The organism is Actinobacillus suis ATCC 33415 (assembly GCF_000739435.1).
Lineage (GTDB): Bacteria > Pseudomonadota > Gammaproteobacteria > Enterobacterales > Pasteurellaceae > Actinobacillus > Actinobacillus suis.
Window position 1 is genome coordinate 1,508,133 of the sequence record NZ_CP009159.1, and the last position, 17,243, is coordinate 1,525,375.

Genomic DNA, 17,243 nt, shown 5'->3' on the forward strand with positions numbered 1-17,243 from the left:
GATCAATAAGGAAATAAAATGGCAGATTTTAACCAAATCTTAACTCCGGGTGATGTTGATGCAGGTATCATCAACGTTGTAAACGAAATTCCAGAAGGCAGCTGCCACAAAATTGAATGGAACCGTAAATTAGGTGCATTCCAATTAGACCGTGTTGAACCGGCTATCTTCGCAAAACCGACTAACTACGGTTTCATTCCACAAACATTAGATGAAGACGGCGATGAATTAGATGTATTATTAATTACACGTCAACCGTTAGCGACAGGCGTATTCCTTGAAGCGAAAGTTATCGGTGTAATGAAATTCGTTGATGACGGCGAAGTAGATGACAAAATCGTGTGTGTACCGGCAGACGATCGTGACTCAGGTAATGCATATAACTCATTAGCAGATTTACCAGCACAATTAATCAAACAAATCGAATTCCACTTCAACAACTACAAAGCACTGAAAAAACCGGGTTCAACTGTTGTTCAACACTGGGGTGATGTAGAAGAAGCGAAAGAAGTTATTCGTGAATCAATCAAACGTTGGGACGAGCAAAAATAATCTTCCCACGTAACAATAAAGGCAATTCACTCCGAATTGCCTTTATTTTTAATAATATGCCAAAATAACTAAAAAATTGACCGCTTGTTTTAGGATTTTAAGCGGTGTGCTAATATATTAGCGTCTATTTATCCATTACAAACACAACTGAAATAACATTGGAGAGATTATGCCTATTTTACGTTCTGCAACCTCAACGCAAGGTCGCAATATGGCAGGCGCACGTGCATTATGGCGTGCAACAGGAATGAAAGAAAACGACTTCGGCAAACCGATTATTGCCGTAGTAAACTCCTTTACCCAATTTGTACCGGGTCACGTCCACTTACGTGATATGGGTAAACTGGTTGCCGAACAAATTGAAGCAGCTGGCGGTGTTGCAAAAGAATTTAATACCATTGCGGTAGATGACGGTATCGCAATGGGGCACGGCGGTATGCTTTACTCATTACCAAGCCGTGATTTAATCGCTGACTCGGTGGAATATATGGTCAATGCGCACTGTGCCGATGCGATGGTGTGTATTTCAAACTGTGACAAAATCACCCCGGGAATGTTAATGGCAGCAATGCGTTTAAATATTCCGGCGGTATTTGTATCAGGTGGCCCGATGGAAGCGGGTAAAACCAAGTTATCTGATCAACTCATCAAATTAGACTTAGTTGATGCAATGATGAAAAGTGCCGACAAAACCGTGTGTGACGATGACGTGGATGCGATTGAAAAATCCGCTTGCCCAACTTGCGGTTCATGTTCAGGTATGTTTACCGCCAACTCAATGAACTGCTTAACCGAAGCATTAGGTTTATCTTTACCGGGCAACGGCTCGATGTTAGCCACTCATGCCGACCGTAAGGAATTATTCTTAACTGCCGGTCGTCAAATCGTTGAACTTTGCAAACGTTATTACGAACAAGACGATGCGAGCGTATTACCGCGTTCAATCGCAACCAAAGCGGCATTTGAAAATGCAATGAGCTTAGATATCGCGATGGGCGGTTCAACCAATACGGTTTTACACTTACTAGCTGCAGCACAAGAAGCGGAAGTGGATTTCACTATGTCGGATATCGACCGCTTATCACGTAAAGTGCCGTGTTTATCCAAAGTTGCGCCGAATACCAATAAATACCATATGGAAGACGTGCACCGTGCCGGCGGTATTATGGCAATTTTAGGCGAACTTGAGCGTGCCGATTTATTACATTCAGATACACGAACCGTATTAGGTATGACGATCGGCGAACAGATTGCGAAATACGACATTACCTTAACGAAAGACGAAGCGGTACATAAATTCTTCCGTGCCGGCCCGGCGGGGATTCGTACCACCAAAGCATTCTCACAAGATTGCCGTTGGGATACGGTAGATGACGACCGTCAAAACGGTTGTATCCGTTCAAAAGAATTTGCCTATAGCCAAGACGGCGGTTTAGCAATGCTAACCGGTAATATCGCACTAGACGGCTGTATCGTAAAAACCGCCGGTGTAGATGAATCCATCTTAAAATTCACCGGTGATGCAATTGTGTTTGAAAGCCAAGAAGAAGCGGTGGAAGGCATTTTAGGCGGTAAAGTACGTGCCGGTCATGTGGTGATCATCCGTTACGAAGGCCCGAAAGGCGGCCCGGGTATGCAAGAAATGTTGTATCCGACCACTTACTTAAAATCTATCGGTTTAGGTCAAGAGTGTGCGCTATTAACGGACGGCCGCTTCTCCGGCGGTACATCCGGTTTATCTATCGGTCACTGCTCACCGGAAGCGGCTTCCGGCGGTACCATCGGTTTAGTACGTGACGGCGATAAAATTGCGATCGATATTCCAAACCGCTCAATTCAACTTTTAGTTTCAGATGAAGAATTAGCGGTACGCCGTGCGGAACAAGATGCGAAAGGCTGGAAACCGGTAAATCGCCAACGTGAAGTTTCAATGGCATTAAAAATGTTCGGTCACTTCGCAACCTCTGCCGACAAAGGTGCGGTGCGTGATAAAACCAAACTATAAAATCTATTAATTAAAACTTATAAAAGCGGTCAAATTTCGCTAGAAAATTGCAAAATAATTTGCAAAAATTCGCGCAAATTTGACCGCTTTTTGATCTCCATTTGAGATCTATTTATTAGGAATGTAAATGTTTGATTTGTTTTTATCGCTAAACCCGATTCTACAAGCGTTTATCGCCGGTTTATTTACTTGGGGCTGTACTGTTTTTGGCGCTGCTTTTGTCTATTTCTTTAAAACGGTAAACCGCAAATTACTGGATGTGATGATGGGCTTTGCCGCCGGTGTGATGATTGCGGCTTCGTTTTGGTCACTGCTCGCCCCAGCTCTCGAATATGCCGAGCCAAGTTACGGTTCGCTTGCGTGGCTTCCGGCAGCGGTCGGCTTTCTTGCCGGCGGATTCTTTTTGCGTATGATTGATCATATTGTTCCGCACTTACATCTAAGTAAACCGCTTGCCGATGCGGAAGGAATGCCGAAGTTCAAAAAGCATTTATCCAAAAGTATGCTATTGTTTTTAGCTATCACTATTCACAATATTCCAGAAGGACTTGCCCTCGGAGTAACATTTGGTGCTTTAGCCTCAGATGTAGCCGATCACCAAGCCATGCTCACCGCTGCGCTTGGCTTAGCAATCGGGATTGGCTTACAAAATATTCCGGAAGGTTCGTCTCTTTCTCTGCCGCTGAGAGGCGAAGGACAAAGCCGCAAAAAAGCTTTCTTATGGGGAGCAATGTCTGCGGTGGTTGAGCCAATTGCCGCAGTCATTGGTGCCGCATTTGTGCTTTCCATGACAGCAATTCTGCCTTATGCGCTTGCATTCGCTGCCGGTGCAATGATCTTCGTAGTGGTAGAAGAGCTGATTCCCGAGTCACAAAGCGGCGGTAACACCGATATTGCCACCTTAGGTCTAATGGCGGGATTTGTAATTATGATGGTATTAGATGTCGCTTTAGGCTAAGCTACGCTCCTATTTTGATCGTTACTCAAAGGAATTTGTATGATTTGGTACAAAGCACTGTTTTCACTTCAAGGAAGACTCAATCGTCAGGGCTTTTGGATCGGCTTTGCGATTAACTTTATTTTCTTATTTATTGTTGCAAATTTTTGGTTAAATTCGACCGCTTTCAGTGTGATTAATTTAATTCCGCTCGTACTCGCCGTATATAGTTTATCTGCGGTGATTATAAAGCGCCTACACGATCGTAACCGTTCCGGTAAAGCGGTTATCATGGCATTTGTACCGGTTGTGTGCTATGGTGTATCCCTTTCAGCCCAAGGCACAATGCAATGGCTACTCGGGATGATGATGCCGATGTTTATCGGTACGATGTTATTACTGGAATGGGGTGTATTTAAAGGTAATCCGCAGGCAAACCAGTATGGGGAAAAGGGCTTAAGTGTAAAATTCCTAGCACGATAGATCAATGTTACTTTTCTTTGTGTTGCCAAAGAAAAGTAACCAAAAGAAAGGCAACCCTACTTCACCGCTTATCTTCGCTTAGTTGAAATTTGCTTAACGGAACATTTTAGATTCGCTTCGCTCAAGAAAAATGTTCCTACAAATTGCAACACGCTCAGGCGGTTCAGAAGGGAACCCAGCCCAGACTGCCTAATATATACTTTCTTTGGCAACGCAAAGAAAGTAGGAAAAAATCTATTTTTAATTTAAAAAGAAATACTAATAATGCTCAAACTAAACTATCACAAAACTCATTTTTTAACTTCTGCACCGGATATCCGTCATTTACCGGAAGACAATGGTGTGGAAATTGCCTTTGCCGGTCGTTCAAACGCCGGTAAATCTACTGCTCTCAATGCATTAACCAACCAAAAAAACTTAGCAAGAACTTCAAAAACACCGGGGCGCACCCAGTTAATTAACTTATTTGAAGTCGAGCCGAATTGTAAACTCGTCGATTTACCGGGATACGGTTATGCGGCGGTGCCGGAGCAAATGAAGCTCCAATGGCAAAAAGCGTTAGGTGAATACCTACAAAAGCGTGAATGCTTACGAGGTGTGGTTATCCTAATGGATATTCGCCACCCGTTAAAAGATCTCGACCAACAGATGATCGAATGGGCGGTATCCGCACAATTACCGGTGTTATTACTATTAACTAAAGCGGATAAACTCAGCCAAAGCGCAAGAAGTAAAACGGTAAAAATGGTGCGAGAAGCGATTCTACCGTTCCAAGGCGATATTCAAGTCGAAGCCTATTCTGCTCTAAATAAAATTGGTATTGATAAACTGGCGGCTAAACTAGACGGTTGGTTTAGCGAAGTTTTTGTAGAACAACAATCATAAAAATTTAAAGCTTATCTTCGGATAAGCTTTCTTTTTACAAAGGACAATTATGTTTTACGGCTATGTGATCAATCTTAATCGACATCCTCAACGCCTCCAGCGTTTTCTAGCCCATTCTGATGCCAAATATTTTGAACGAATACCGGCTATTGATAAAAAAGTATTAGATCTGTTAGATGCACCGGAATTGTTATTTAATATCGAAAAAATTAAATCCATCATTGGCAGAGAGATTACTTTAGGCGAAATCGCTTGTACTCTCTCACATATTCGCTGTTGGCAAAAAATTGCAGAGAATCCGCAACTTGAATTAACCGATTTTGCCGTGATTGCTGAAGACGATATTCAATTGGTAGATAATTTTCATTATTTCCTGAGTAATATCTTACAAGAACTAAAAAATCGTCCGGAAATCGAAATTGCATTGCTACATAAATTATCACTATTTCATGAAGGTTTTTATACCGCGAGTGCGGAGCAACGTGATTTCCACTTTTTAACCGATAATCACTCTTCACTATTTGATAGTGATGGTTCGGCGCTTTATGCGATACGTAAAGATCGTGCGATTCAGTTGGTAGAACAATTGAAAACCAACAAACCTTATTGGTTAGCCGATCACTTTACTCATATCTGCCCAACTCAGAATATGTTGGTGCTGAATCCATTACTCGGAAAAATTGTAAATCCGAATGATTCCGACCTTGAAGCCGATCGAGAAATTGCCAGAGCGAATAAGTCGGTATAGAATGCCAAACAATTTACATTAATAAGGAAAAAACAATGTACGATTTTAATAAATTACGCCAAGAAACGGATGAGATCATCGAAAACCTATTAAAAGACGGTTCGGATCCGGATGCGCTTTATATTATTGAACACCACGTAGCACACCGTGATTTTGATAAACTGGAAAAATTAGTGGTGGATGCCTATAAACTCGGCTACGAAATTTCAGAAGCGGAAGAAGTAGAAGAAGAGAACGGCAAAGTAATCTTCGTATGTGATATCGTAAGCGAAGTCAATTTAAATGCCGACATCATTACCGCCCAACAAAAAGAATTACTGCCACTGATTGAAAAAGTCGGTGCGGAATATGAGGGTTGGGGTACTTATTTTGAAGATCCGAATGCGGAAGATGATGAATATGGTGAAGACGGCGAATTCTTCGATGATCAAGATGAAGATTTTGAGTTTGATGAAGAAGAAATCAGACGTCACTAATAGTTAAAAAATCCCCCATACGTTTGTGTGGGGGATTATTTTATTGTGCTTAAAGCCCTTTTTTGACCCAATAACGATACGGGGTATTTTCCGTTTCGCTATTTAGCAATTGGTGATCCATAAATTCGCAGAAGCTTGGAATATCTCGCGTAGTGGCAGGATCGTCCGCCACAATTAATAATACCTCGCCTTCCGCCATATTGCGGATGGTTTTGCGAGTGAGCATTACCGGCTCCGGGCAACGTAGCCCAAGCGTATCTAATGTTTGGTCAATTTTTATATCCGTCATATTTTTCTCTTATTTTTTCTTTTATGAAACAATTATTTACACAACATATCAAGCGACTACAGCAAGTCGTTCAAACGATTTTAGAAAGTAACTTTCTCAGCGGTTTATGGATTCATTCCGGTACGGCTCGCTATCATTTTTTAGATGATCAAACCGCCCCCTTTAAAATAAACCCACATTTTAACTACTTCTTCCCTTGTCCGACAGCAGAAAATTGCTGGTTATTTTTAGACGGCAAAAATAAGCCGACCGTCTATTTCTATGCGCCGAACGATTATTGGCATACGCCACCGACTGCCCCGACAGATGCTTTTTTTGCAGATGAATTTCAGTGGGTGATTTTGCAAGATGCCCAAGAAATTGCAAAATTTATCCAAAATCCGACCGCTTGCGCCTTTATCGGTGAAAATGAAAACTTGGCAAATTCACTTGGTTTTAACCAAATCAATCCGCAAAAAGTACTGAATCAGCTCCATTTCGAACGTTCGATTAAAAGTGAATTTGAAATCGAAGCAATCTACCAAGCACAATTTGCGGCATTAAAAGGTCATCAGGCGGCAAAACAAGCCTTTTTTGAAGGGAAAAGCGAGTTTGAAATTAACCTCGCTTACCTAAAAGCCAGTCAGCAATCCGACTTAAACGTGCCTTACGGCAATATTATTGCCATCAATCAACATTCGGCTATTTTACACTATACTCGCCTTGATTACGCCCCTAATCCGCAACCGCAGAGTTTTCTGATTGATGCCGGTGCAACCGTACACGGTTATGCCTCCGATATTACTCGCACTTATGCGGCTGATCCTAATAGCGAATTTGCAGCAATGATTAAGCAAATGGAACAATACAAATATCGCATTATTGAGCGGCTTGCTGTGGATGTAAACTATCTGAGTTATCATACGCAAATGCAGCAATGGATTGCTGAAATGCTGCACCAATATGACTTTGTCCGTCTTACACCGGAACAAATTTTTGAAGAAGGGATTTCCAGAGCCTTTTTGCCACACGGTTTAGGACATTTGCTTGGACTACAAGTACACGATGTCGCCGGTTTCCAACAAAATCATCGTGGTACTCGCAAATCACCGCCGGAGGTTTATCCAAGTCTGCGCTGTACTCGTGATTTGGCGGAAAATATGGTGCTGACGATCGAACCGGGGTTCTATTTCATTGATATGTTGCTGAATCCGTTGCAAAATAGCCCGCTTGCACGTCATATTAATTGGCAAAAGATCGCTGAATTTAAACAATTCGGCGGCATCCGTACCGAAGACAATATTGTGATGCGTTCACAAGGAGCGGAGAATTTAACCCAAAAAGCGGAAATTGAACTTCAACTTTCTGATCATTAAAGCATTCAAATAAGGAACTGTTATGCCATTTCTTTTTATCTTATTCGGCATTTTTCTGTATATCTACTTCGAGATCTCACTACTGGTCTCAATCGGCTCCCAAATCGGGGTACTACCGCTGATTTTGTTACTGATCGCTATTTCGGTATTAGGCTTATGGTTTGTGAAATTACGTGGGTTATATACCATTTATTCAATTCGTAGTGAATTAAGCCAAGGCAAAATCCCGACACAAGCGGTTATCGGCTCACTCCTGTTTATTTTAGCCAGTGTTTTTTTAATTATTCCCGGCTTCTTAAGCGATATTATTGCGATCTTATTAATGTTGCCGATGACTCGTCAGATTGCCGAACGTTATTTAATGAAATTCTTTAAAGCGAAAGTGCGTTTCAACCATTTTTCAAGCGGTCAATTTTCACAGCAAGATAACAATACCTTCGATGCCGAATTTGAACGTAAACAAGATCAAGATAAATGGATTAAATAGTGGATAAACATACGCTCGCACTCTTGAAAGTACATTTTACCGCAATCCTTTTTGGTGCATCCGGTATTTTCGGTGCATTAATTGAAAGCAGCCCGGATACACTTGTGCTTGGGCGAGTGATGATTGCACTTGTTTTTATCTCTTTGTATTTTATATGGAAAAAACAACCGCTTGTAAAACTCACTCACCGAGAATTATTTAGCCAAATACTTTCCGGTGCATTACTTACCGCCCATTGGGTGACCTTTTTTACTGCGGTACAAGTAGGCGGTATCGCCTTAGCAACTTTAGGCTTCGCCAGCTTTCCTGCTTTTGTCGCATTATTTGAAATGCTCTTTTTTAGAGAAAAACTCAGTTATCGTGAAGGCTTTTTACTTGTGGCGATCACCATCGGCTTAATTTTGGTCACACCGGAATTTACTTTTGGCAATCAAGCAACATTAGGACTTTTATGGGGTGTTTTATCCGCTTTGGTCTATGGTGTGTTGGCAATTGTAAATCGGAAAACTATGAGCAAATTATCCGGCACACAAACGAGCTGGTGGCAATATTTAGTGGCAATGCTGATCTTATTACCTTTTTCCACAAAAGGCTTAATAAACGCACCTGCCCTCGATTGGTTTTGGATTTTCTGTATCGGTTTTTTCTGTACCACATTGGCATATACGCTATTTGTCTCCAGCCTTGATACGATCAACGCCCGTACCGCTTCGATGATTATCTCGCTTGAACCGGTATATGCCATTGCGATTGCGTGGCTATGTTTTAACGAAGTACCAACTATCAAAATGTTGATTGGCGGCGCAATTATTTTATTCTCGGTCGCTTGGGCTAACTTAAAGAAATAAATGATGTTTAAAGCTAAATTTAATCAAAAAAATAAACCTCGTTCTGCAACAACCAAACCGAACTTGCAAAATAGAACCAAAAAACGACCGCTTAAGCCACAGCTTTCGTTTGAAGATACTGTGGTCGTATTGTTTAACAAGCCGTTTGACGTGCTAACCCAATTCACCGATGAACAAGGACGACAAACGCTGAAAGACTTTATTCCGATTCCACAAGTTTATCCGGTCGGCCGTTTAGATCGTGACAGCGAAGGCTTATTGTTACTGACTAATAACGGTGAAATTCAGCATCGGTTGGCAAATCCTAAATTTGAAAAGCAGAAAACTTATCTCGCACAGGTGGAAGGTATTCCGCAAACTGCAGATTTAGCTAAGTTAGAGAAAGGTGTTGAACTGAAAGACGGCTTAACCAAACCGGCAAAAGCGAAAGCAATTTCCGCCCCGAATTATGAATGGCAAACCGCCCCAAAAATTCGAGAACGAAAAACTATTCCAACCAGTTGGATCGAGCTAACAATTCACGAGGGAAAAAACCGCCAAGTGCGCCGAATGACCGCACACATCGGCTTTCCGACCCTGCGCTTAATCCGTGTCGGTTTAGGGCAATTTCAGCTTGGTGATTTAGATAGCGGTGAATATCGTATTTTAAATGAGGCAGAAAAACGCCAATTATTTCAACAAATTGACTTAAAAATTTAATGATTTCGGGAGCAAATATGAAAAGTTATTGGGTATTAGTACATCAATTTGAGATTGCTTTAAAAGATGATGAGATTCCTTTCGGCACCGCCGAACAATTAGGTTTAGCCAGCTTTGCTAAATTACAGGTTGGAACATATCAAAACTCACCGGTTTTTCTGGTGCAACTGGATGAACAAGCGGTCGAAAATCTGCAAAATTTTACCATGGTGAACCTACGCTCACAGATTGCTCGTCCGGCGGAATTCGCTCATCTGTTACACCGAGCGGTTTCACTTAATAATTTCCTCAATACGCATAAATTCTGCGGTAAATGTGGATCGCATACCAAACTTGCTGATAACGAAATAGCGATTCATTGCCCAAATTGCCAACATCGTAGCTACCCGACCATCAGCCCGTCTATTATTGTAGCGGTACGCCGTGGACGACAGATTTTACTCGCCAACCACCTGCGTCACAAAGGCACGATTTACACCACATTAGCCGGTTTTGTCGAAGCCGGCGAAGCGATAGAAACCACCGTTCAGCGTGAAGTATGGGAAGAAAGCGGTTTAAAAATCAAAAACATCCGCTATTTCGGCAGCCAACCGTGGGCATTTCCAAATTCACTGATGCTAGGATTTCTCGCCGATTACGGAAGTGGTGAAATCACGCTACAAGAGGAAGAAATCTTCGATGCAAAATGGTTCGACTGCGATCAACCACTCCCCGAACTACCACCGGAAGGTACAATTGCGTTGGAGCTAATCAAAGAAACGTTGAAGATTTGTCGAGAGGAAAGATAGCGATAATTTTATAAAGGCTAATTACGTCAAAACAAAAACAGGGAGAATTAAATTCTCCCTGTTTTTTAAGATTAGCTAAATAATTTACCTAACACACCTTTTGCCGCTTGAGCTAATAAGTCGTTAGTATTTAAGTTTTGTAGATCCGGCAATTGACCATCCGGTGTTAATGTATCAACGATTTTTGGTAAAAATTCCGCCAATAAATCGCCGGCATCTTTTTCTTCTACACCCACTTCTTGTGCGGCTGCTTGAAGATTTTCTTGACCGAATACATTTGCGATTTGCTCGCCTGATACCGGTGCGTTTTCTTCATCCGCACTGATCCACGTTTTTAATAAATCGTCTAAACCGCCTTGTTGTAATTTAGCGATAATACCTTCAACACCACCTTGCGATTGTAGTAATGCTTGAATTAATTGAAGTGCTGTTGATTGGTTGCCGTTACCGCCACTTAAAACAGATGATGCGATTGAGCCTAAAATGTTTCCTAACATAGGTTTACTCCGAGAATGTGCCTAAGCACGTTTTTATTTACTGAGTTGCTACTCAGCCTAGATAATTAAGCGGTCTGATTTGCAAAATTTTTTGCAATTTTGACCGCTTGTTTCTGCCGATTCTAAGCTAGAATCCGGCGAACACGTTCCAAATCTTCTTGCGTATCTACACCTACTTGCGGTGCTTGTTTGGCAAGTTCGATATGAATTTTTTCTCCGTACCACAACGCACGTAATTGCTCTAACGATTCCAATTGTTCTAATTGGGTCGGTTGCCAAGCCACATATTGTTTTACAAAGCCAGCACGGTATGCATAGATCCCGATATGGCGTAAGTAATTTTGGCTTGCGACAAAAGCGTCATCACAATCAGCGAAATGATCACGGGCAAACGGAATCGGCGCACGTGAGAAATAGAGTGCCATACCGTTTTTATCTGCCAGCGCTTTGACGGCATTCGGATTGAAAAGTTCTTCTTTAGTGGTTAATTTTACCGCTAATGTCGCCATATTCACTTGGCAGCGATCTAAATTTTCCGCCACTTGCGAAACGATCACCGGCGGGATCAATGGCTCATCACCTTGTACATTTACGATGATCTCATCATCGGCAATCCGCATCTTTTCAATCACTTCCGCTAAACGTTCCGTGCCAGAATTATGTTGATCCGAAGTCATGCACACTTCCGCACCAAATGCTTTAGCAGTTGCTTCAATCTCCGGATGATCGGTGGCAATAATCACACGTGTCGCACCGGCTTGTTGTGCCTTTTCCCACACGTGTTGAATCATCGGTTTGCCGGCAATATCCAGTAGCGGTTTACGAGGTAAACGGCTTGAAGCGTAACGTGCCGGAATAATCACAGTAAAATTCATAACATTTCCTTTATAAAAAACACGGAACACCCGCTCAAATCAATATTGGTAAAATTCTTGTAAAATCTAGCCGCTTGTTTGAATAAAACTGATGTTCCGTAAAATATTTTTAGGCTTCTAACGCATCTAAGAAACGTTCTGCATCTAACGCTGCCATACAGCCTGTACCGGCAGAAGTGATTGCTTGGCGATAGTTATGATCCATTACGTCACCGGCTGCAAACACACCTTCTACGCTAGTTGCGGTCGCATTGCCTTCCAAGCCCGATTTCACTTTAATGTAACCGTTATCCAATTCAAGCTGACCGTCAAAAATAGCGGTATTCGGTGCATGACCGATCGCAACAAAGAAACCGTCTACTTTAATTTCTTCTTTGCTTTCGTCTTTGGTTGAAACTAAACGTACACCAGTTACGCCCATATTGTCGCCTAACACTTCTTCGACCGTTCTATCGGTGTGAAGAATAATTTTTCCTTCTTCCACACGTTTCTGTAAGCGACCTAATAAAATTTTCTCAGCACGGAAGCTGTCACGGCGATGCACTAAATGTACTTCGCTTGCGATATTGGCTAAATATAACGCTTCTTCAACCGCAGTATTACCGCCGCCAACCACTGCAACCGGTTTGTTACGATAGAAGAAACCGTCACAAGTTGCACAAGCCGACACGCCTTTGCCTTTAAACGCTTCTTCAGATGGTAAACCTAAATATTTTGCAGAAGCACCAGTTGCGATAATTAATGCATCACAAGTAAAAGTATTAATATCGCCTTTTAAAGTAAACGGACGCTTAGATAAATCTACGCTGTTGATATGGTCAAAAATGATTTCCGTATTAAATTTTTCTGCGTGTTTCAGCATTTTATCCATTAAACCGGTACCGGTAGTATGCTCATACTCGCCCGGCCAGTTTTCAATTTCATCAGTAGTGGTTAATTGACCGCCTTGCTGCATACCGGTGACTAATACCGGATTTAAATTCGCACGAGCGGCATAAACGGCTGCAGTATAACCTGCCGGGCCGGAGCCTAAAATTAAAAGTTTTGCGTGTTTAACTGTCATGATGTAATCCTTATCAATAAATATCGTTGCTATTTTAGCGTAAATTTACCGCTAACTCTATTTTCGTTTTCACTCATCTTTTTTTCGATTTTGTGAAGCAGCTAACAGAAATTCGCCTCGAATTTTGGTTAAATTGGGATAAATTCTTCTTTTAAAAGGATATCCGTCTATGAAAAAACTTATCAATTCAATCGAAACGGTCTTACAAGAGCAATTAGCCGGTTTTGCCAAAGCTCATTCGACTCTAGTTCTAAACACTGAGCCGACTTACGTACGCCGTGCAGATGCACCGGTTGCCGGTAAAGTGGCATTGATTTCAGGCGGTGGTAGCGGACACGAACCGATGCACGCCGGTTTTGTTGGTAAGGGAATGTTAGATGGTGCTTGTCCGGGTGCGATTTTTACCTCGCCGACACCGGATCAAATGTTTGAATGTGGTTTAAATGTCGATAGCGGCGAAGGGGTTTTATTACTTATTAAAAATTATACCGGTGATGTGTTGAATTTCGAAACCGCCACCGAACTCCTTGCCGATAGCGGTGTAAAAGTTGCAACCGTACTGATTGATGATGACGTTGCGGTCAAAGATAGCTTATATACCGCCGGTCGCCGTGGGGTTGCCAACACCGTGTTATTAGAAAAACTATTAGGCGCAGCGGCAGATAAAGGCTACAACTTATCGCAATTAGCCGAATTAGGTTACAAATTAAATAATGCCGGCCATTCGATTGGTGTTGCGCTTGGTGCTTGTACCGTACCGGCAGCCGGTAAACCTTCTTTCACTTTAGCCGAAAACGAAATGGAATTTGGCGTAGGCATTCACGGCGAACCGGGCATCGAACGCCGTCCGTTTGAGAACCTAGATAAAACCGTACGCCAAATGTTTGAAACACTCATCGCACACGGCGATTATGAGCGTAACGTACGCCGTTGGGATAATGACACGCAACAATGGAACGAAGTGTTAGATAAAAAACAAGCGTTACAAAAAGGTGATCGTGTGATTGCGTTAGTGAATAACTTAGGTGCAGTGCCGCTTTCAGAATTATATGGCGTTTATAACGTGCTTGCCGATTGCTGTGAACAATTCGGCTTAACCATTGAACGTAATTTGGTCGGTTCATTCTGCACTTCACTCGATATGCAAGGCGTATCCATTACTTTACTGAAAGTGGACGATGAAACTTTAGCACTTTGGGATGCTCCGGTTAATACACCGGCGTTACGTTGGGGAGAATAAAATGACGATTTCAAAACAACACATTCTGCAATGGCTTGAAAATTGTAATCAAGTGATGAGCGAGCAACGAGATTTTCTCACACAGCTGGATACCGAAATCGGAGACGGCGATCACGGCTTAAATATGCAACGTGGTTTTAGCAAAGCGTTAGAAAAAGTCGCTAGCGTAAGTGATAAAGATATTGGCACTATCTTAAAAACAGTCGGTATGACGTTACTCTCTCAAGTCGGTGGGGCTAGCGGCCCTTTATACGGCACTTTATTTATCAAAGGTTCGCAAATTGCTAACGGTAAAGAACAGCTTACCTTTGAAGAACTTGTTAGCGTCTTCAAAGCTGGGGTGGAAGGCATTGTTGCGCGTGGGCGAGCAGAATCGGGCGATAAAACCATGTGTGACGTTTGGCTTCCGTTACTAGACGAATTAGCTCAAGCAGATCCGTCTCAGCCTGAAGCCGCTCTACTTCAACAAGCGGTCGAAAAAGCCGAAAACTTTGCAAATGCAACGGTGCCGATGATAGCAAAAAAAGGACGTGCAAGCTATTTAGGCGAACGTAGTATCGGTCATGCGGATCCCGGTGCAACGTCAAGCTATTATTTAATCAAAGCCTTAGCGGAAGCGGTTAAATAGGAGTAATGATGGTTAATTTAGTGATTGTTTCGCATAGCAAACAACTTGGAGAAGGCGTGGCAGAAATTACACGCCAAATGGCACAAGGATCGTGCCAAATTGCTGTAGCTGCCGGTATTGATGATCCGGATAATCCGATTGGCACAGATGCGGTAAAAATTATGAATGCGATTGAAGAAGTATTCAGCGAAGACGGTATAGTAATCTTTGTCGACCTCGGCAGTGCGATTTTAAGTGCGGAAACCGCGATTGATTTACTCGCTCCTGAAAAAGCAGAAAAAGTGGTGATTAGCTATGCACCGCTGGTTGAAGGCGCGTTTGCTGCGGCGGTAGCCGCCGCCGGAGGCGATGATTTAGCTTCAGTATTACAAGAAGCAAATGAAGCAGCTGCATTAAAGCAGCAACAAGCGGTCTAATTTTCTGAAAAATTTACCAAATAAAAAATGAGGCGAAAGTGTTACTCCGCCTCATTTTTTTGCTTCAAATACGATTAATAGAGTAATGAATAAAGCTGACGTCTAAATTTTGGCACGATAGGATCGTTACCTAAAGCAGAAAGAATCGCTAAAAATTGACTTTTCACTTCACCATTTGCACTATTTAAATCAGCTTTCAGCCAATCAAACAGTAGCACTAACGCCTCTTCATTTTTATGTGCTTGATGTAACTGATTTGCTAAACGAATCGCAATTTCCGGCGTTTTGTTATTTGCATAATCGGCTTGTAATTGCTGTAATTCAGGCGATTCATTCGCTTGTTCTAACAACTCGATCTGTGCCTGTAAACCGTTCCAACGACTATCGCGATCTTGAATCGGAATCTGCTTTAAGATTTCTCGAGCTTCTTCCACTTTCTTCATCACAATAAAAGTTTCTGCATAAAGCAATGCGAAATCACTGTTTTTCTTATCGGTCATTTCCCAAGCTGATTTGAGTAGCGGTAATGCCTCTTCATAACGCTGATCTTGCAACAATTCCAACGCTTGATTGAATTTAAGCTCTTCTTCTTTTGGCAAAATATTGGCTAAACGCACTCGCATTTCTTGCTCGGAAATCGCCCCTTGAATCATATCAACCGGCTGTCCGCCGGCAAAAAGATACATGGTCGGAATCGTTTGAATTCTAAATTGAGCTGCCAATGCTTGCTCTTCATCACAATTTACTGTAGCTAATAAAAATTGCGCCGGATTTTCATCCGCTAATCGGCGCAATAATGAATCCATTTCAAGTGAAGCCACTTCTCTCGGTGAGATAAAATTAAACACGACCGGTACTTGTGTCGCAGCATTCCACACTTCACTAAAATTACTTTCGGTGACATTGACAAAATAATTCATACTATTTTCCTAATCTAAAAAATTAGCAAATTATACCTTATTTTTAGTAAGCCGTTTCAATCGGTAAACCGCTTCGTTCCCAGCCGTCAAAGCCGCCTTTTACACTATATACGCGATCAAAGCCCTGCTCGACTAAAAATTGCGCCGTATTACGGCTACTTACACCGTGGTAACAAATTACAATCACCGGTTCTTCATAATCAACTTCATCTAAAAAACGCCCATAGCTTTCATTGGTCAAATGAAACGCATCCTTCGGGTGACTATAAACATAACGGCGTACATCTCGAATATCCACAAGTATCGCGCCTTCGTTTTCGATTAACTCCCATGCTTGCTGCGGACTAATTTCAGTAAATGTTTCGCTCATATTTTGCCTTACACCTTATTTATATTTATATAACAAAAAAATAACGAGTAAATATAGCATAATCTATTTATAAAAAATAAACGAGAATACCTATTATTACGAGTTGAATTTTCTGCCTCACTTAGTATAATTACGAACCATTTTCATTATACAGTATCACCTGTCTTCTATATTTTTATATCGTTTCCGAGGATTTTATGGAACAAATGCTTGAACTTTTACAAGATCATGTAGATTACATTATCTTAGGTTTATTATTATTAATGAGTGTTGTGTTAGTATGGAAAATTATTGAACGTGTTCTATTTTATAAACAGCTTGATGTCACAAAATATGAAACCATCCAAGATTTAGAGATCGATACAACTCGTAACCTCACCACTATCTCAACTATCGGTGCTAACGCGCCTTATATCGGTTTATTAGGAACCGTATTAGGTATCTTACTTACCTTCTACCATTTAGGTCATTCCGGCGGTGAAATTGATGCCGCATCTATTATGGTTCACCTCTCACTTGCATTAAAAGCGACAGCAGCAGGTATCTTAGTTGCAATTCCGGCAATGATGTTCTACAGCGGTTTTAACCGTAAAGTAGATGAAAGCAAACTTAAATGGCAGGCCATTCAAGCCCGTAAAGCCAATCAATAAGCGGTCAAATTTCACTTATTTTTTGCAACTCA

The 17,243-nt window shown here is 41.8% G+C and carries 22 protein-coding genes; 16 read left to right on the forward strand and 6 right to left on the reverse strand.

The window, feature by feature from the left end; genetic code table 11:
• Window positions 1-18 precede the first annotated feature (18 nt).
• From ASU1_RS06820 to rraB, 7 genes are all read left to right on the forward strand, one after another.
• The gene (locus ASU1_RS06820) at window positions 19-552 is read left to right on the forward strand and encodes an inorganic diphosphatase (RefSeq protein WP_005624233.1); all 534 of its coding nucleotides are present in this window, start codon (window positions 19-21) and stop codon (window positions 550-552) included.
• 169 nt (window positions 553-721) lie between these two features.
• Window positions 722-2,557 (forward strand): dihydroxy-acid dehydratase, encoded by a 1,836-nt coding sequence (ilvD, locus tag ASU1_RS06825; RefSeq protein WP_014992042.1) that lies wholly within the window; start codon window positions 722-724, stop codon window positions 2,555-2,557.
• Window positions 2,558-2,684: 127 nt separating this feature from the next.
• A complete protein-coding gene (locus ASU1_RS06830) occupies window positions 2,685-3,515 on the forward strand; it encodes a ZIP family metal transporter (RefSeq protein WP_014992043.1) in 831 nt (276 codons plus the stop codon).
• 39 nt (window positions 3,516-3,554) lie between these two features.
• Window positions 3,555-3,977: a DUF805 domain-containing protein gene (locus ASU1_RS06835; protein WP_014992044.1), complete on the forward strand. Its 423-nt coding sequence runs from the start codon at window positions 3,555-3,557 to the stop codon at window positions 3,975-3,977.
• A 264-nt stretch (window positions 3,978-4,241) separates the two neighbouring features.
• The gene (gene yihA, locus ASU1_RS06840) at window positions 4,242-4,862 is read left to right on the forward strand and encodes a ribosome biogenesis GTP-binding protein YihA/YsxC (protein WP_014992045.1); all 621 of its coding nucleotides are present in this window, start codon (window positions 4,242-4,244) and stop codon (window positions 4,860-4,862) included.
• 49 nt (window positions 4,863-4,911) lie between these two features.
• Complete coding sequence (locus ASU1_RS06845) at window positions 4,912-5,610, forward strand: glycosyltransferase family 25 protein (protein WP_014992046.1); 699 nt, start codon at window positions 4,912-4,914, stop codon at window positions 5,608-5,610.
• A gap of 35 nt (window positions 5,611-5,645) precedes the next feature.
• Window positions 5,646-6,086, forward strand: a complete 441-nt coding sequence (gene rraB / locus ASU1_RS06850) for a ribonuclease E inhibitor RraB (RefSeq protein ID WP_014992047.1) — start codon at window positions 5,646-5,648, stop codon at window positions 6,084-6,086.
• A 49-nt stretch (window positions 6,087-6,135) separates the two neighbouring features.
• On the opposite strand, the gene tusA is transcribed toward rraB, so the two are convergent.
• Window positions 6,136-6,375, reverse strand: coding sequence for a sulfurtransferase TusA (gene tusA, locus ASU1_RS06855; protein ID WP_005603270.1), 240 nt, complete (start codon window positions 6,373-6,375; stop codon window positions 6,136-6,138).
• Window positions 6,376-6,398: 23 nt separating this feature from the next.
• Between tusA and pepQ the strand changes: the two genes are divergently transcribed.
• Genes pepQ through nudC form a run of 5 tightly spaced genes read left to right on the forward strand, consistent with a single transcriptional unit; the run spans window position 6,399 to window position 10,552 of the window.
• Complete coding sequence (pepQ, locus tag ASU1_RS06860) at window positions 6,399-7,730, forward strand: Xaa-Pro dipeptidase (RefSeq protein ID WP_014992048.1); 1,332 nt, start codon at window positions 6,399-6,401, stop codon at window positions 7,728-7,730.
• 22 nt (window positions 7,731-7,752) lie between these two features.
• Window positions 7,753-8,217 carry an FxsA family protein gene (locus ASU1_RS06865; RefSeq protein ID WP_014992049.1) on the forward strand — a complete coding sequence of 155 codons (465 nt, stop codon included), beginning with the start codon at window positions 7,753-7,755 and terminating at the stop codon, window positions 8,215-8,217.
• Window positions 8,217-9,065 carry a DMT family transporter gene (locus ASU1_RS06870; protein WP_014992050.1) on the forward strand — a complete coding sequence of 283 codons (849 nt, stop codon included), beginning with the start codon at window positions 8,217-8,219 and terminating at the stop codon, window positions 9,063-9,065. Before ASU1_RS06865 ends, ASU1_RS06870 begins: the two co-directional genes overlap by 1 nt.
• A complete protein-coding gene (locus ASU1_RS06875) occupies window positions 9,066-9,764 on the forward strand; it encodes a pseudouridine synthase (RefSeq protein ID WP_014992051.1) in 699 nt (232 codons plus the stop codon).
• Entirely contained in the window at window positions 9,764-10,552 is a 789-nt protein-coding gene (gene nudC, locus ASU1_RS06880) for an NAD(+) diphosphatase (RefSeq protein ID WP_014992052.1), read from the forward strand. Before ASU1_RS06875 ends, nudC begins: the two co-directional genes overlap by 1 nt.
• A 71-nt stretch (window positions 10,553-10,623) precedes the next feature.
• On the opposite strand, the gene ASU1_RS06885 is transcribed toward nudC, so the two are convergent.
• The 3 genes from ASU1_RS06885 to trxB form a co-directional block, all read right to left on the reverse strand.
• Window positions 10,624-11,049: a YidB family protein gene (locus tag ASU1_RS06885; protein ID WP_014992053.1), complete on the reverse strand. Its 426-nt coding sequence runs from the start codon at window positions 11,047-11,049 to the stop codon at window positions 10,624-10,626.
• A 122-nt stretch (window positions 11,050-11,171) separates the two neighbouring features.
• Window positions 11,172-11,924 (reverse strand): 3-deoxy-manno-octulosonate cytidylyltransferase, encoded by a 753-nt coding sequence (kdsB, locus tag ASU1_RS06890; RefSeq protein ID WP_014992054.1) that lies wholly within the window; start codon window positions 11,922-11,924, stop codon window positions 11,172-11,174.
• A 109-nt stretch (window positions 11,925-12,033) separates the two neighbouring features.
• Window positions 12,034-12,987, reverse strand: coding sequence for a thioredoxin-disulfide reductase (trxB, locus tag ASU1_RS06895; RefSeq protein ID WP_014992055.1), 954 nt, complete (start codon window positions 12,985-12,987; stop codon window positions 12,034-12,036).
• Between the two features lie 169 nt (window positions 12,988-13,156).
• Between trxB and dhaK the strand changes: the two genes are divergently transcribed.
• Genes dhaK through dhaM form a run of 3 tightly spaced genes read left to right on the forward strand, consistent with a single transcriptional unit; the run spans window position 13,157 to window position 15,271 of the window.
• Entirely contained in the window at window positions 13,157-14,227 is a 1,071-nt protein-coding gene (dhaK, locus tag ASU1_RS06900) for a dihydroxyacetone kinase subunit DhaK (RefSeq protein ID WP_014992056.1), read from the forward strand.
• Between the two features lies 1 nt (window position 14,228).
• The gene (gene dhaL / locus ASU1_RS06905) at window positions 14,229-14,855 is read left to right on the forward strand and encodes a dihydroxyacetone kinase subunit DhaL (protein ID WP_014992057.1); all 627 of its coding nucleotides are present in this window, start codon (window positions 14,229-14,231) and stop codon (window positions 14,853-14,855) included.
• An 8-nt stretch (window positions 14,856-14,863) separates the two neighbouring features.
• On the forward strand, window positions 14,864-15,271 hold the full coding sequence (dhaM, locus tag ASU1_RS06910; RefSeq protein WP_014992058.1) for a dihydroxyacetone kinase phosphoryl donor subunit DhaM: 408 nt from the start codon (window positions 14,864-14,866) through the stop codon (window positions 15,269-15,271).
• A 74-nt stretch (window positions 15,272-15,345) separates the two neighbouring features.
• Here dhaM and ASU1_RS06915 read toward each other — a convergent pair whose 3' ends face one another.
• Entirely contained in the window at window positions 15,346-16,191 is an 846-nt protein-coding gene (locus tag ASU1_RS06915; protein ID WP_014992059.1) for a co-chaperone YbbN, read from the reverse strand.
• Window positions 16,192-16,234: 43 nt separating this feature from the next.
• Window positions 16,235-16,561: a thiosulfate sulfurtransferase GlpE gene (gene glpE / locus ASU1_RS06920; RefSeq protein WP_014992060.1), complete on the reverse strand. Its 327-nt coding sequence runs from the start codon at window positions 16,559-16,561 to the stop codon at window positions 16,235-16,237.
• A gap of 197 nt (window positions 16,562-16,758) precedes the next feature.
• Here glpE and exbB point away from each other — a divergent pair, with 197 nt between their 5' ends.
• Window positions 16,759-17,211, forward strand: a complete 453-nt coding sequence (gene exbB, locus ASU1_RS06925) for a TonB-system energizer ExbB (protein ID WP_014992061.1) — start codon at window positions 16,759-16,761, stop codon at window positions 17,209-17,211.
• Window positions 17,212-17,243 lie beyond the last annotated feature (32 nt).